Below are 14,147 nucleotides of genomic sequence, written 5' to 3' on the forward strand. Positions count from 1 at the left end.
GATCCTCAGTCCCCCATGGTTCCAACTGGCTAGTCGACCTCGCGGGCGGAGCCGGGTTCTTCCTCCGGTGCCTCGCTGACGGCGCCGTCCGAATCGGTAACCTCGTCGGCGTCGAAATCGGCAACCCCGTCGGCGGCCGAATCGGCAACCTCACCGGCGTCCGAAACGGCCGGGACGGCGTCCACGGTGTCGGCGTCCAGTTCATCGTCCTGGGCGTCCTCCGGGCGCACCCGTTCAGCCCACGGCACCCACTCGGGCGCCAGGATCGAATCCTCCGAAGGCAGCAGGCCAAGTTCGTTCACCGTGATGACCTTGGACCGGGAATTGCGCGTGATCACGGCGTACCACTGCCACCCCTGATACCCGGCCAGTCTGGACTCGAAGAGATGCGTGACAATACGGTCCCCTTCGCTCTTCGCGCCCAGATGCTGTCCGATCTGCTCGGCCGGGGCGATGCCCTCTACCGCAGCCCGGGCAAAGTCCACGGCCGCAGCGAGCACCGCATCCGGTTTCCCGGTGCGCCACACGGGAACGCCGGCACGGGGTTTTGAAGCCGGTTTGGGGGTGCTCTGGTCAGGTTGGGAAGTCATGTGGGTGCCTAAGCGTCCAGCTCGTCGGCAACCTTACGGAGGGCGGCGGCGATCGCCTTGGCCTTGTTGCCTTCCGGGTACTTTCCGGCGGACAGCGTTCCGGACAAATTGTCCAGCACGGTCACCAGATCCTGGACGAGCGGCGCCAGGTCCTTGGCGCTGGGACGCTTAGCCTTGGCAATGGACGGTGTCTTGTCCAGCACGCGCAGGCCGAGGGCCTGGGCTCCCTTGCGGCCGTCAGCCACACCGAACTCCACGCGGGTGCCGGCCTTGAGTTCCGTTACGCCCTCGGGCAGGGCGGATTTGGGCAGGAATACTTCCTGGCCGTCCTCACCTGCGAGGAATCCGAAGCCTTTTTCCTTGTCATACCACTTGACCTTGCCGGTAGGCACGTAATCAACCTTCTTCGTTCTGGACTTCCTGTGACACGGCCGGCGGCCACCGCATCCGCATTGATATGCGGGTTCAGGGTATGACTGCCTGGACCATGTTGGTCTGTATCTTCAAGGTTATCCTGCCGGGGCCCGGTTTCCCGCTTTGCGGCACGGGCACAGCCGGGCTGTTAGCGTTACTTCCATGACACCCTCCCGCTACCGGCGGCCACTGATGATAGTTGCGGCGGTTATGGCCATCCTCTCGCTGGCTGCCGTGGGCGCCGTCATGGCCATTGCCTTTGCCGGCAGCGCCGCCCCGGTGTGGGTGACTTCCCTGGCCCTGTATGGCCTGCCGCTGGCTTTCCTCCTCATGATCGTCCTGGTGATCGACGGCGTCGCCGCCCGCCGCCGGGCAGGAAAGTCCGGCGGGCGGTAACGTTGGACTGATGTCCTTTATTCGCGCGCTCAGCAAGGAACTGGAGGCACGCAGCGACGACTCGTTGCGGGCTTTGTTCTCCGCGCGGCCGGATCTGGTCTCACCCAACGTTCCGGACTTTGCGGCCCTGGCGGCCCGGGCCAGCGCGAGGGTCAGCGTCCAACGGGCCCTGGAGCGGCTGAACCGGCCGCAGATGCAGGTATTGGAGACCCTCCACCTCTGCACGAATACGGACACGGCCCACAGTGCCTCGGCCGCGGGACTCAAGAAAGTCATCCACGGCGCCTCGCTGTCCGCCATCGAACGAATCCTGCAGTCCCTTGAAGAACTGGCCCTTGTGCACCGTGCAGAGCCCCCGCACGGCGCCGCCGTGCCAGCCGGTCCCCGCCAGCGGTTCTACCTTCCGGTGGGCAGCCTCCGTGATGTCGTGGGGATCTATCCGGCAGGACTGGGCCGGAGTTATACGGAACTGGTCCGGCTGCAGCCGGCCTTCGCCCAGCGGGTGGTGCAACTTGTGGCTGAACTGCACCACAGCGGGGCCGCCATTCATCCCGCCACGACCCCTATGGAAGCAGCGCTGTCGCTGCAGCATTGGACGGCCAACCCGGATGCCCTGCAACAGATCCTCGCCACCGCCCCGGACCGCACCACCGCTCTCCTTGCCCGTTTCGGGAACTGGGCCATGGGGGCCGTACCCCAAGCGCAACGGCGGGCGTCGGTGCTCAACGAAGGTTCCGACGTCGGCCCCGTGGACTGGCTCCTGGCAAGGGGCCTGCTGGTGCCGCTGGATGCCGCCCACGTGGAATTGCCGCACAGTGTGGGGATCGCCCTCCGCGGCGGCGCGGTGATCGAGGACTTCACGCTGACTCCCCCGGCACCCAGGCTTGGACAGACCACCGCGGCGCTGCGGCGCAATGCCGCCCTGGGTGCCATCGCGGAAACCCTCCGCCTGACAGGCGAACTCCTGTACGCCGTGCGCGAGCAGCCCCTCGTGACGTTGCGGAGCGGCGGCGTCGGCGTCCGTGAGATGAAGAGGCTGGCCGACTCGCTCCGGATCGATCTGCACCGCGCCGGACTGCTGGTTGAACTCTGCGCCCTGGCCGGACTGCTCCGGCTGGACGTTGACAGCTCCGCCTGGGTGCAGCCGGAACAGCTGGAGTGGCTGACTCTGCCACGGCAGGAACAGTGGCTCTGGCTCGTGAACGCCTGGCTGGCCAGCGAGCGCGCCCCGTCGCTGGTGGGCCAGCCCGCCACGGGTCCGGGTGCGGGGCCGGCTCCGCATCGTGCAGCGGCCGGTACCACGATCAACGCACTATCCGCCGAAGCGCAGCGGCCGGACGCGCCCGTGGTGCGGAGGCGGATCCTGGAGATCCTCAATGAACTGACCCTTGAGGCCGAGGAAGCGGACGGCAAGGCGCCGGTCCTGGACGCCGCGGCGGTGCTTCAACGGGCCGAATGGACCCAGCCCCGGATGGCCAGGCGCTTCAGTTCCCTGATCCGGGGTGTCCTGGCCGAAGCGGAAATGCTGGGTCTCATCGGCTCGGGCGCGCTCAGCCAGCTGGGTTCGGCCATTGCCGCGGAACGGCCTGATGACGCGCTGGACATCCTCGGAGAGCATCTGCCGGCCGCCCTTAACCACGTCCTGCTGCAGGCTGACCTCACCGCCGTGGCGCCGGGCTACTTGGCGCCGGAGTTGAGCGAAAAGCTCCTGGTGATGGCCGATGCCGAAGGCCAGGGCCCTGCCACGATCTACCGGTTCTCGGTGGCATCCGTCCGCCGCGCCCTTGACGCCGGCCATGACGCCGGCAGCCTGTTGGGTTTCCTGCGCGAACACTCGGCCACTGCCGTACCGCAGCCGCTCGAATACCTGGTGGAGGACACCGCGGCACGGCACGGCAGGCTGCGGGTGGGGGCGGCCTCGAGCTTCATCCAGAGCGACGACGAAGATGCCTTGCTGGAGCTGGTCAAGGAATCCAGCGCGTCAGGGCTGGGTCTGGTCCGCATTGCCCCCACGGTCCTCATCTCCCACGCGGCCCCGAAGGAAACCGCGCAGGTATTGCGTGCGCTGGGATTGTCGCCGGCAGTCGAGGAACCGCAGTCAACGCTGATCCGGCTGCGCCGGACCACAGCCGTACCGGGCAGCGGACGTCCCGTGTACAGTGCACCGCGCACGGCGCCCGCGGAGGCCGACGTCGACGCCCAGCTGGCGATCCTCCGCAGCCAGCGGTCCCCGCACGGTTCAGACGGCAATGGAAGCCACCGCCCGCCGTCGGCCACAACCGGCGAGGAAGCTACGCAGCTCGGGCTCGAAACCCTGCAGAAGGCCATCCGTCTCCGGCAGGCAGTGGTAATGAACGTTGTGGACAGCCAGGGGAATTCCAGCAGGGAAACGGTTGTTCCGGTTTCTGTGAGCGGCGGACGGGTAAGGGTCTTCGACCCGGCCCGCGAAACCGAACGCGTGCTCTCCATCCACCGGATCATCGATATTGAGGCGGAAGAGGAATTCCAGCAGTGACCAGCACCCCACAGACCTGCGGCACGAAGGCTTGGACGCCGTGAACGACGGGCCCCTGATCGTCCAGAGCGACAAGACAATCCTGCTCGAAGTGGACCATGAGCAGGCAACAGAAGCCAGGCACGCCATCGCCGCTTTTGCGGAACTGGAGCGGGCGCCCGAGCACGTGCACAGCTACCGGCTTACTCCGCTGGGCCTGTGGAACGCCCGAGCGGCAGGCCTGGACGCGGAACGCGTACTGGACACGCTGTTGAAGTATTCGCGCTTCCCTGTGCCGCATTCCCTGCTGATCGACATCGAAGAGACGATGTCCCGGTACGGCAGGCTGCGGCTGGAAAAGGACCCGCAGCACGGGCTGGTGATGCGGACCAGCGACTACCCGGTGCTTGAGGAAGTGTCCCGCGCCAAGAAAATCCAGCCGTTGCTGGGGCCGCGGATCGACGGTGAAACCGTGGTGGTCCATTCCTCCCAGCGGGGGCAGCTGAAGCAGCTGCTCCTGAAGATCGGCTGGCCCGCCGAAGACCTGGCCGGCTACGTGGACGGGACGCCGCACCCCATCATGCTCAACGAATCCGGCTGGAAGCTCCGGCCGTACCAGAAACTGGCCACGGAGAACTTCTGGGCCGGCGGCAGCGGCGTCGTCGTACTCCCCTGCGGCGCAGGCAAGACGCTGGTGGGCGCAGCGGCCATGGCCACGAGCTCCACCACAACGCTGATCCTGGTGACCAATACCGTGTCCGCCCGGCAGTGGAAGGACGAACTGATCAAACGGACCTCGCTGACGGCCGACGAAATCGGCGAGTACTCGGGATCGGTCAAGGAAGTCCGCCCGGTCACCATCGCGACGTACCAGGTCCTGACAACGAAGCGCGGCGGGCTCTACCCCCACCTTGAACTGGTGGACGGCCACGACTGGGGCCTGATCATCTACGACGAGGTCCATCTTCTGCCGGCACCCATCTTCCGGATGACGGCGGACCTGCAGGCCCGGAGACGGCTTGGGCTGACGGCAACGCTGGTGCGCGAGGACGGCCGCGAAGGCGAAGTCTTCAGCCTGATCGGTCCGAAGCGCTACGACGCGCCCTGGAAGGACATCGAGGCCCAGGGCTACATCGCGCCCGCGGACTGCGTGGAAGTGAGGGTGGACCTCCCGCACGACGAACGTGTTGCCTACGCGATGGCCGAGGACGCCGACAAGTACCGGCTGTGCGCCACCTCCGAAACGAAGACCGCCGTGGTGGAACAACTCGTAGAGCAACACCGGGGTGAGCAGCTCCTGGTCATCGGCCAGTACATTGACCAGCTGGACGAGCTGGGTGAACGGCTCCAAGCCCCCGTAATTAAGGGTGACACGTCCGTGAAGGAACGCCAGAAGCTGTTCGAAGCCTTCCGTGCGGGCGAGGTGCAGACCCTGGTGGTTTCCAAGGTGGCCAACTTCTCCATCGACCTTCCGGAGGCTTCGGTAGCCATCCAGGTGTCCGGCTCGTTCGGTTCCCGGCAGGAGGAGGCCCAGCGCCTGGGCCGCCTGCTGCGCCCCAAGCAGGACGGCCGCGCGGCACGGTTCTACTCACTGGTGGCGCGGGACACTCTCGACCAGGACTTCGCGGCAAAGCGCCAGCGTTTCCTGGCGGAACAGGGATACGCCTACCGGATCATGGACGCCAAAGACGTGGGACGGAATCCCACGGCCACCTGATCCCACGGCAGCCCCATGTGACGCCGTCCCCGCACTTGCTGCATACGGCCTTCCGTCAGCTAACCCCCCACGAGCCGTCCCGTTCCGTGGTTCCGGTCCGCGGATCAAGCTGCGGTGCCTGGTAGGCCAGCTCCCCGCCGCTGCGCCCGCCGAAGGGGCGCCCGTGGTCAGCGAATTCCTCGCGGAAATACGCCAGGCACCACTGCCCCATCTGGATCCGCGCGCCCGTGCGAAGGACCGACTCACCTGTTGACGCGACGCTTCCTGTGACCTTCCCGTGCGGCACCAGTACGTACTCGTCGTCAGCGTTATGGACAATTTCAGCGTGGAGCCCCTCCAGCCCGGCAAGTTGGACGTCCGAGGACGCGTCGCTGCCTATCCTCACGATCTCCCGGCTCAGCGTGAATTCGCGCGGCACCTGGCCGTTCCACGTGGCCGAGTCCTGCACAAAGATGAGCCGTGGCCTGCCGCTCCCCCGTGTGTGGTGGGTGGTGGTGGCGCGGCGGACGATGCTCCGCCTGACAGTCGGCATCAACGGCAGCGGTGTCTGCGGGGGCAGCAGCGAGAATCCCCGCGCCGAGCGCCGTCCACGCTTTATGAGCGGCGCCAAGGCACCGAGCTTTCCCAGTTTGATATGGGGCGAGCGGGTGATGAGCCGCTGCGATGCCGGGCTGGTGACCGCGCCGAGGCTCACGATATGTCCGTCCGGACCGTCAACCACCACGGTGAGCCCCCGGTCCGCCAGGGTCCGGGCCAGCGGGCGGATGTCATCGAGCGACGGCATGCCGCTGGAACTGAACGATTCCAGGCCGTCAACGGCGATTCGTACTTCGCTGCCGCCCGCCCGGGCCGTTCCCCGCGTTACCGTTCCGGACTCATCGGTGAACGAGAAGTCCAGATCCATGTCGAGGCGGAAGCCGTTCACGTCCGGCTCAGCTCCGGTTCTCGTCTGACCCCGCGGCGTCTTTGTCGCTGGTGGTTACCCGGAGGCTGCCGTTGAGCTTCCAGGTAGCCCGCGGGGCATCCGGGCCGATGTCACGCGGAACCTCCACCGTCATGTCGATGAAGTTGTAGTTGATCGCAGCACCCTTACCCGTCAGGTAGGACCACATCTCCTCAGCCAGGTCTGCCCAGTCGCGGATGCTGCGGTCGGCTGTACGGGTACTCTCAGGCGCGTTTATTTCCGTCATGGTGGAAAATCCCCTTCGTTGGGTGCCGCATGAACGTTTCGTGCCGAGTCCTGGTGGACTCAGTGGCCTCACTCTAGTACTGGCTGGTAGCGGTGGAAACCCTTCGCGGCACGAACGAATTTCCCGCGTAAAGGGTTCCCGCCTCAGCGTCAATCGGTGGCTGCCAGCAGGTCCACGGCGCAGCTGGCAGGGGGATACACCCATGAGACATTCAACATTCATTCAGAAAACTCCCAGATTCTGGGAGCATCATAGGAGGTATGAAAAAGAACGGTCCCGAAGCCAAGCTGCTCGTCGTAGATGATGAACCAAACATCCGCGAGCTGCTCTCCACCTCCTTGAGGTTCGCAGGCTTCGAGGTTGTCTCGGCCGGCAACGGACGCGAGGCCCTCGCCGCCGCCGAACTCCACGCCCCCGACCTTGCCGTGCTGGACGTCATGCTGCCGGACATGGACGGGTTTACGGTGACCCGCCGGCTGCGTGCGTCCGGCAAGCATTTCCCGGTCCTCTTCCTCACCGCGAAGGACGATACCGAGGACAAGGTCACCGGACTCACCGTGGGCGGCGACGACTATGTCACGAAGCCCTTCAGCCTGGACGAGGTGGTGGCCCGGATCCGCGCCGTCCTGCGCCGCACCCAGCCCCTGCTTGACGACGACGCCGTGATCCGCGTGGACGACCTCGAGCTCGACGACGACGCCCACGAGGTGCGCCGGGGCGGCACCGTGATTGAGCTCTCGCCGACCGAATTCAAGCTCCTCCGCTACCTGATGCTGAACCCGAACCGGGTGCTGTCCAAGTCCCAGATCCTGGATCATGTCTGGGAGTACGATTTCAACGGCGACGCGTCCATCGTGGAGTCCTACATCTCGTACCTGCGGCGCAAGGTGGACATCGACCCCGACGCGCCGGCCCTGATCCAGACCAAGCGTGGGGTGGGCTACGTACTGCGGACAGCCGAGAAGCGCTGACCTTGCTGCACCGTTGGAAGTCGGCCTCACTGCGTTCCCAGCTGGTGGCCATCATGATGGCACTGATGCTGGTGGCGCTCGCCGTGACCGGTTCCGGCACCCTGACACTCCTGCACAGCTATCTGCAGGGGCAGGTCGACGACAAGCTCAAGGTCGCCGTCAATTCCGTGAAGCAGCAGCAGTCCTTCAGCCAGTTGCTCCAGCAGAATCCGAACATCCCCACGGACTACTCCCTGATGCTCCTGCGCCAGGACCAGGACGCATTTCCCTTCGGCGGCAGCAAGGACTCGCACCCGGCCATCGACAGCCTGTCCCCCGCCGAAGCGAACAGGCTGGACCTGGCCCCGTTCCAGGTCAGGGGTACGGACGGACGCAACTGGCGCGTCGTGGCGCTGCCCGTCCTGGACGGCAACCAGCGTAATGCCGTCGTCATCATCGGCCTGCCCCTGGCTCCCGTGGACTCGGTCATGGAGCATGCCTCACTGGTGGTGATCGGGGTGGGCTTCCTGACCCTGGTGCTGGCCTTCTTCATTGCCACCTGGACGGTCTCCAGGTCCTTCCGGCCGCTTGCGCGTGTGGAACGGACCGCCGCCGCCATCGCGGCGGGTGACCTCTCCCGCCGAGTGGATGTGGAGAATCCTGCCACGGAAGTGGGCCGGCTGGGTGGCTCCCTCAACGCGATGCTGAGCCATATCGAGTCCGCCTTCGCGGCCAGGATGGCATCGGAAGAGCGGATGCGCCGCTTTGCCGCTGACGCTTCACATGAACTCCGCACCCCGTTGGTAACAATCCGCGGTTTCTCGGAGCTCTACCGCCAGGGTGCGTTGACCAAGGAAGAGGACGTGGCCACCGCGATGGGTCGGATTGAAAGTGAGGCCAAGCGGATGGGCTCCATGGTTGAGGATCTCCTGCTCCTCGCAAGGCTGGATGAACAGCGTCCGCTCCAGCAGAAGCCTGTGGATCTGCTGCTCCTCGCCAATGACGCCGTGGTGGACACCCAGGCCAGCGACCGGGACCGGACCATTTCGCTGACAGGCCTCGACGGCGGGTCGCCGTCTCCTGCGCCGGTGCTGGGCGATGAGGCAAAGCTGCGCCAGGTGGTGGGCAACCTGGTGGGCAACGCCCTCCGCTACACCCCGGCGGGGACACCGGTTGAGCTCGCGGTAGGGGTCCGGACTGACGATGCCGGCCTGCGGTCCTCCGTCATCGAGGTGCGGGACCATGGTGCCGGGATCCCGGAGGACGAAGCATCCCGGATCTTTGAGCGTTTCTACCGCGCGGACACCTCGCGGACCCGCGAAACCGGCGGCAGCGGCCTCGGCCTGGCCATCGTTGCCGCCATTGTCGGGTCGCATTCAGGCTCTGTCCGGGTGGTTCCGACCGACGGCGGGGGCGCCACCATGGTGGTGAGCCTCCCGTTCCAGGACGAGGCGGCCGGCTACGCCGACAGTGAGCCCGACGGCGGCGACAGCGGCGAAGTTGTCCACATATAGCCAGCAGCTGTAGCGCGGCTTTCCACGCGCTTCCTAGGCTCGACGTAGCGGCCCGAATACCCCGGCCGCCCGCAAGCTTGAAAAAGCTTTCGAACAGCGTCGAAGGGCAATACCAATGAGCATCATCTCCGTTGATACCGAACTGCTCCAGCTCAAATCTGCCAACGTCAAAGCTACGGTTGACCGTATCAGCACGGACGTCCAGGCGATGAAGAGGGGTCTGGATGAGCTGCAGGGAACGTGGCGCGGATCGGCGGCCACCAACTTCCAAGGACTGATCACCGAGTGGACCATCACACAGGGCAAAGTGGAGGCCGCTCTCGCGTCCATCAACACAGCCCTCGCTTCGGCGGCCGCCACGTATGCCCAGGCAGAGCAGGGCAACACGCAGCGGTTCAGCTGACCGGCACTAGGCTTCCGGTGTTCCCTGGTGGAAGCGCAGGCGCCAGCGTTTTCCATCGAGAACCCAGAGCGAGCTCCGGAGCGAGGATCCCTCCCGGCCCTTGCTGCGGTAGGTCAGAAGGACCGCTTCAGCGCCGATCCGCTCGGCGCCGATTATCTCCAGCTCAGCTGCACCGCCAGGATTCTCCTCGAGCGACATCATCATTGAATCCCGCGTCCACAGCCTGCCGGAACTGCCGATTTCCGTAAACTCCGGGTGGAGCAGCACACCGGTCCGTCCGATGTCGGCGCGGGTATCGGGGCTTAGCAGCTCCCGTTCCAGTGCTTCAACAACGGCCTCGGGAGCTGCTTCCCGCCCGGCTGGCGCCGCGAACGGATCTGTCTCCAGCTCACTGAAAAGATCCGGCTCGGTAAAGAGATCCGGCTGGTTGCTGCCGCCCGGTGTCAGGGACTCCCGCGCCGCCGGCACGCTGGCTGCGGGGGATGCAGAGGCGCCGACGCCGCGGACGAAACCCGGCCCGGACCGCACGGCAATGCCCTGCTGATAGGCGGTCGCAGCAGCCCGCGCACGGTCGTCGGCGGCCTCATTCAGGTCGTGTCCGGCGTGGCCGCGGACCCACTCGAAGCGGTATTTGCGTCCGCTCAGCGCCTGGTCGATTTCCCGCAGGATCTCCACGTTCAAGACCGGCTTGCCATCAGCTTTGCGCCAGCCCTTGCGTTTCCATCCGGGCATCCACTTGGTGACCGAGTTGATGACGTATTGGCTGTCGCAGAGAATATGCAGCTCCTCCCCGGGAAGGTGCGCCGTGCAACGGAAGAGATCCAGCACAGCCATCAGCTCGCCCTGGTTATTGGTGCCGTGCGGCCAGCCGCCGGCCCGCCAGCAGTCGTCATTCACGTACCAGGCCCATCCGGCCGGACCGGGATTTCCTAAAGCCGAACCGTCGGCTGCTGCAGTAATCGTCACCGCACTATCCTGCCAGACCGGCCCGACATTGTGGCTTCCAGCCGTCCGCCGCCCTCCCGGAAAACGCTTACCCCGTATCGTTGACAGGCTGAGATTGCGCGTGCAAGAATCAAAACTCCCGCTCAGAAAACGTTTTCTCAGCGGCTGTTCGGCATTCATGCGCCTTTGCGGCGCGCCACCTCAGTTTCACCATTCCACGGCTGTACACAGGAAGGCGTATCAATGAAGATCTCGTCCGGAAGCAGGTTTCGACTCAAGATTGGAGCCACCGCTGCTGCCCTCGCGATGCTGGTCACGGGCTGCGGCGCGTCAGCAGGTTCCGGCGCCGACAAGGAGGTCACACTGCGCTTTGCCTGGTGGGGCAACGAGTACCTCAACGCCCAGACCCAAAAGGTGATCGACGCGTTCCAGGCCGAACACCCAAACATCAAGATCAAAGCGGCCCCGGGGGAATGGAGCGGATACTGGGACAAGCTGGCCACCACCACCGCAGCCAATGATGCACCGGACGTGATCCAGATGGATCAGAAATACATTGCCGAGTACGGTGGCCGCGGAGCTCTCCTTGACCTGGCCAAGCAAGACGGCATCGACCTGTCGAAAATGGACAAGGAACAGCTCGCCTCCGGCCAGTACGACAATGCCCAGTACGGCCTCAGCACGGGCAAGAACGCCTACGTGGTAATGGCGAACACCAAGGTGTTCGAGGCGGCCAACGTCCCGCTTCCCGACGACGCCACCTGGACCTGGGATGACTTCAACGACATCGCCACGAAGCTCACACAGGCGGGAGGGGGTACAAACTACGGGGCTGCATACGGCAGCAACGAAGCCGACCTCATCATCTGGCTTCGGCAGCACGGCGAAAACCTGTATTCACAGGACGGCAAGCTGGCCTTCACCGCCGGGACTGCGGCGTCGTTTTGGGAACGCCTGAAAAATCAGCGGGATTCCCAGGCAAGCCCGCCCGCCACCGTCGCCACGGAGGACGCAGGCGCCGGCCTGGAAGAGAGCCTGTTCGGGACCAACCGGATCGGCATGGCGTGGTGGTGGACCAATCAGCTCGGATCCCTGGAGACCACCACGGGAAGCAGCATCAAGATGCTCCGCGCACCGAGCGTGGACGGAAAAGCAGCAGACAACGGCATGTACTACAAGCCATCAATGTTCTGGTCCGCCTCTTCGAGGTCCAAGAATCCGGAAGCAGCGGCAACGTTCATCAACTACCTGGCAAACAGCCCGGAGGCTGGATCGATCCTGATGACCGACCGCGGGGTCCCTGCCAATTCCGAAGTTCTGGCGGCAATTACTCCGAAACTGAAGACTGCGGACTCAACGGTGGTCGGTTTCCTCCAGGACATCAAACCGGAGATGGCCGAGGCGCCCCCAGTACCGCCGGTCGGGTCGGGCAGTGTGCAGAATGTCATCAAGCGTTACACCGACGAAGTCCTCTATGACCGCAAATCGCCTTCGACGGCCGCGGAGGAGTTCAAGAAGGAAGTCGAAGGGATGCTGGCGTCAGCCCGCAAATAATCCAGTACCGGCCCTTCACGTCCCAGTCAAAAGCAAAGTGCGGCTCCCTCGAAGCGAGGGAGCCGCACTTTGTTTATGCGTCAGGTGCGCAGGGCAGGTTAGAAACCGCCCATGCCGCCCATACCGCCCATGTCGTCGCCGCCGCCCATGGCCGGAGCGTTCTTCTCCGGCTTGTCGGCCACTACAGCCTCGGTGGTGAGGAAGAGGCCCGCGATGGAAGCAGCGTTCTGCAGGGCAGAGCGCGTTACCTTGACGGGGTCGTTGATGCCGGCGGCCAGCAGGTCAACGTACTGTCCGGTTGCGGCGTTCAGGCCGTGACCTGCGGGCAGGCCGCGGACCTTGTCCACAACAACGCCCGGCTCGAGGCCGGCGTTGAATGCAATCTGCTTCAGCGGCGCGTCAATGGCAACGCGGACGATGTTGGCGCCCGTTGCTTCGTCGCCTTCGAGCTGCAGGTTGGCGAATGCCTTGGCGCCGGCCTGGATCAGGGCAACGCCACCACCGGCAACGATGCCTTCTTCAACGGCAGCCTTCGCGTTGCGGACAGCGTCCTCAATGCGGTGCTTGCGTTCCTTGAGCTCAACTTCGGTTGCGGCACCGGCCTTGATGACTGCAACGCCGCCGGCCAGCTTGGCCAGGCGCTCCTGCAGCTTCTCGCGGTCATAGTCGGAATCGGAGTTCTCGATCTCGGAACGGATCTGGGAAACGCGGCCGGCGATCTGGTCGGCGTCGCCTGCACCTTCGACGATGGTGGTCTCATCCTTGGTGACAACAACCTTGCGTGCCTTGCCCAGGAGTTCGAGGCCGGCGGTCTCAAGCTTGAGGCCGACTTCCTCGGAGATGACCTGGCCACCGGTGAGGATGGCGATGTCAGCGAGCTGAGCCTTGCGGCGGTCGCCGAAGCCCGGAGCCTTGACGGCGACGGACTTGAAAGTGCCACGGATCTTGTTGACGATCAGGGTGGCCAGGGCTTCGCCCTCGATGTCTTCGGCGATGATCAGCAGCGGCTTGTTGGACTGCATGACCTTTTCGAGGACAGCAACCAGTTCCTTGACGTTGGAGATCTTGGAGTTGACGATCAGGATGTACGGGTCTTCGAGGACCGTTTCCTGGCGCTCAGCGTCGGTGACGAAGTAAGCGGAGATGTAGCCCTTGTCGAACCGCATGCCCTCGGTCAGCTCGAGCTCGAGTCCGAAGGTGTTGGACTCCTCGACGGTGATAACACCTTCCTTGCCGACCTTGTCCAGCGCCTCTGCGATCAGCGCGCCGATTTCATCGTCACCGGCAGAAATCGATGCCGTAGCGGCGATCTCTTCCTTGGTTTCGATTTCCTTGGCGGACGCCAGCAGTTCGGCGGTGACGGCTTCAACAGCCTTCTCGATGCCGCGCTTCAGGGACAACGGATCAGCGCCGGCCGCGACGTTGCGCAGGCCTTCCTTGACCAGGGCCTGTGCAAGCACGGTCGCCGTGGTGGTGCCGTCGCCAGCGACGTCATCCGTCTTCTTGGCAACTTCCTTGACCAGCTCGGCGCCGATCTTCTCGTAGGGATCGTCCAGCTCGATCTCCTTGGCGATGGAAACACCATCGTTGGTGATCGTGGGGGCGCCCCACTTCTTTTCGAGGACGACGTTGCGTCCACGCGGGCCGAGGGTGACCTTGACGGCGTCGGCGAGGATGTTCAGGCCCCGCTCAAGACCGCGGCGTGCCTCTTCATCAAATGCAATGATCTTGGCCATAACGGCAGTAGTCCTTTCGGGACAGTCGTTAAGAATGAACCTTCACTGCGGTGCCCGCGACGGACGATCCTTCACCGACGGCCTCTGTATGCCGCGCGGATGGGATCTCACCCCAGCAAGGTATTTCTTTCGCTCCTTGTCCTTCCCGCTCTCTCCGCAGCCGGCCGGAACCGGGCGTTGATTTAGCAGTCAGTCCGTGGGAGTGCTAAGTCAATAATTAGCACTCCCCCGGGGAGAGTGCAAG

The 14,147-nt window shown here is 64.8% G+C and carries 13 protein-coding genes; 7 read left to right on the top strand and 6 right to left on the bottom strand.

The genetic code is table 11. The annotated features are described in order from the left end of the window. Positions 1–29: 29 nt before the first annotated feature. Together JOE31_RS18815 and JOE31_RS18820 are read right to left on the bottom strand one after the other, a co-directional pair. Positions 30–590 (bottom strand): DUF3027 domain-containing protein, encoded by a 561-nt coding sequence (locus JOE31_RS18815; RefSeq protein WP_209747198.1) that lies wholly within the window; start codon positions 588–590, stop codon positions 30–32. An 8-nt stretch (positions 591–598) separates the two neighbouring features. Then, positions 599–982 carry a cold-shock protein gene (locus tag JOE31_RS18820; RefSeq protein WP_011690655.1) on the bottom strand — a complete coding sequence of 128 codons (384 nt, stop codon included), beginning with the start codon at positions 980–982 and terminating at the stop codon, positions 599–601. A gap of 184 nt (positions 983–1,166) precedes the next feature. Here JOE31_RS18820 and JOE31_RS18825 point away from each other — a divergent pair, with 184 nt between their 5' ends. From JOE31_RS18825 to JOE31_RS18835, 3 genes are read left to right on the top strand one after another with little or no spacing between them, the layout of a single operon-like run. Further along, positions 1,167–1,400, top strand: coding sequence for a hypothetical protein (locus JOE31_RS18825; RefSeq protein ID WP_209747200.1), 234 nt, complete (start codon positions 1,167–1,169; stop codon positions 1,398–1,400). Positions 1,401–1,410: 10 nt separating this feature from the next. Then, the gene (locus tag JOE31_RS18830; RefSeq protein ID WP_209747202.1) at positions 1,411–3,915 is read left to right on the top strand and encodes a helicase-associated domain-containing protein; all 2,505 of its coding nucleotides are present in this window, start codon (positions 1,411–1,413) and stop codon (positions 3,913–3,915) included. A gap of 40 nt (positions 3,916–3,955) precedes the next feature. Next, entirely contained in the window at positions 3,956–5,611 is a 1,656-nt protein-coding gene (locus JOE31_RS18835; RefSeq protein ID WP_209747204.1) for a DNA repair helicase XPB, read from the top strand. 55 nt (positions 5,612–5,666) lie between these two features. Here the strand turns inward: JOE31_RS18835 and JOE31_RS18840 are convergent, their stop codons facing one another. Both JOE31_RS18840 and JOE31_RS18845 read right to left on the bottom strand, forming a co-directional pair. Next, positions 5,667–6,536 (bottom strand): FHA domain-containing protein, encoded by an 870-nt coding sequence (locus JOE31_RS18840; RefSeq protein WP_209747206.1) that lies wholly within the window; start codon positions 6,534–6,536, stop codon positions 5,667–5,669. 7 nt (positions 6,537–6,543) lie between these two features. Beyond that, positions 6,544–6,801 carry a hypothetical protein gene (locus JOE31_RS18845; protein WP_209747208.1) on the bottom strand — a complete coding sequence of 86 codons (258 nt, stop codon included), beginning with the start codon at positions 6,799–6,801 and terminating at the stop codon, positions 6,544–6,546. Between the two features lie 260 nt (positions 6,802–7,061). Between JOE31_RS18845 and JOE31_RS18850 the strand changes: the two genes are divergently transcribed. The 3 genes from JOE31_RS18850 to JOE31_RS18860 all read left to right on the top strand — a co-directional run bounded on the left by JOE31_RS18850 (position 7,062) and on the right by JOE31_RS18860 (position 9,668). Then, the gene (locus JOE31_RS18850; RefSeq protein WP_209747210.1) at positions 7,062–7,772 is read left to right on the top strand and encodes a response regulator transcription factor; all 711 of its coding nucleotides are present in this window, start codon (positions 7,062–7,064) and stop codon (positions 7,770–7,772) included. Positions 7,773–7,774: 2 nt separating this feature from the next. Beyond that, positions 7,775–9,265 (top strand): cell wall metabolism sensor histidine kinase WalK, encoded by a 1,491-nt coding sequence (locus JOE31_RS18855; protein ID WP_209747211.1) that lies wholly within the window; start codon positions 7,775–7,777, stop codon positions 9,263–9,265. A gap of 115 nt (positions 9,266–9,380) precedes the next feature. Further along, positions 9,381–9,668, top strand: coding sequence for a WXG100 family type VII secretion target (locus tag JOE31_RS18860; RefSeq protein ID WP_011690647.1), 288 nt, complete (start codon positions 9,381–9,383; stop codon positions 9,666–9,668). A 6-nt stretch (positions 9,669–9,674) separates the two neighbouring features. Here JOE31_RS18860 and JOE31_RS18865 read toward each other — a convergent pair whose 3' ends face one another. Then, entirely contained in the window at positions 9,675–10,634 is a 960-nt protein-coding gene (locus JOE31_RS18865) for a ribonuclease HI family protein (RefSeq protein ID WP_209748619.1), read from the bottom strand. Between the two features lie 222 nt (positions 10,635–10,856). Between JOE31_RS18865 and JOE31_RS18870 the strand changes: the two genes are divergently transcribed. Further along, positions 10,857–12,167 (top strand): ABC transporter substrate-binding protein, encoded by a 1,311-nt coding sequence (locus JOE31_RS18870; protein ID WP_209747213.1) that lies wholly within the window; start codon positions 10,857–10,859, stop codon positions 12,165–12,167. 98 nt (positions 12,168–12,265) lie between these two features. Here JOE31_RS18870 and groL read toward each other — a convergent pair whose 3' ends face one another. Continuing rightward, positions 12,266–13,903: a chaperonin GroEL gene (gene groL / locus JOE31_RS18875; protein ID WP_011690644.1), complete on the bottom strand. Its 1,638-nt coding sequence runs from the start codon at positions 13,901–13,903 to the stop codon at positions 12,266–12,268. Positions 13,904–14,147 lie beyond the last annotated feature (244 nt).

The sequence above is a fragment of the Arthrobacter sp. PvP023 genome (assembly GCF_017832975.1).
In the GTDB taxonomy this organism is placed as follows: Bacteria; Actinomycetota; Actinomycetes; order Actinomycetales; family Micrococcaceae; genus Arthrobacter.

Bases quoted from the DNA above. Each gene is read 5' to 3' on its own strand.
- JOE31_RS18815 (WP_209747198.1), bottom strand. From the start codon at position 590: ATGACTTCCCAACCTGACCAGAGCACCCCCAAACCGGCTTCAAAACCC.
- JOE31_RS18825 (WP_209747200.1), top strand. From the start codon at position 1,167: ATGACACCCTCCCGCTACCGGCGGCCACTGATGATAGTTGCGGCGGTT.
- JOE31_RS18830 (WP_209747202.1), top strand. From the start codon at position 1,411: ATGTCCTTTATTCGCGCGCTCAGCAAGGAACTGGAGGCACGCAGCGAC.
- JOE31_RS18845 (WP_209747208.1), bottom strand. From the start codon at position 6,801: ATGACGGAAATAAACGCGCCTGAGAGTACCCGTACAGCCGACCGCAGC.
- JOE31_RS18850 (WP_209747210.1), top strand. From the start codon at position 7,062: ATGAAAAAGAACGGTCCCGAAGCCAAGCTGCTCGTCGTAGATGATGAA.
- JOE31_RS18860 (WP_011690647.1), top strand. From the start codon at position 9,381: ATGAGCATCATCTCCGTTGATACCGAACTGCTCCAGCTCAAATCTGCC.
- JOE31_RS18870 (WP_209747213.1), top strand. From the start codon at position 10,857: ATGAAGATCTCGTCCGGAAGCAGGTTTCGACTCAAGATTGGAGCCACC.
- groL (WP_011690644.1), bottom strand. From the start codon at position 13,903: ATGGCCAAGATCATTGCATTTGATGAAGAGGCACGCCGCGGTCTTGAG.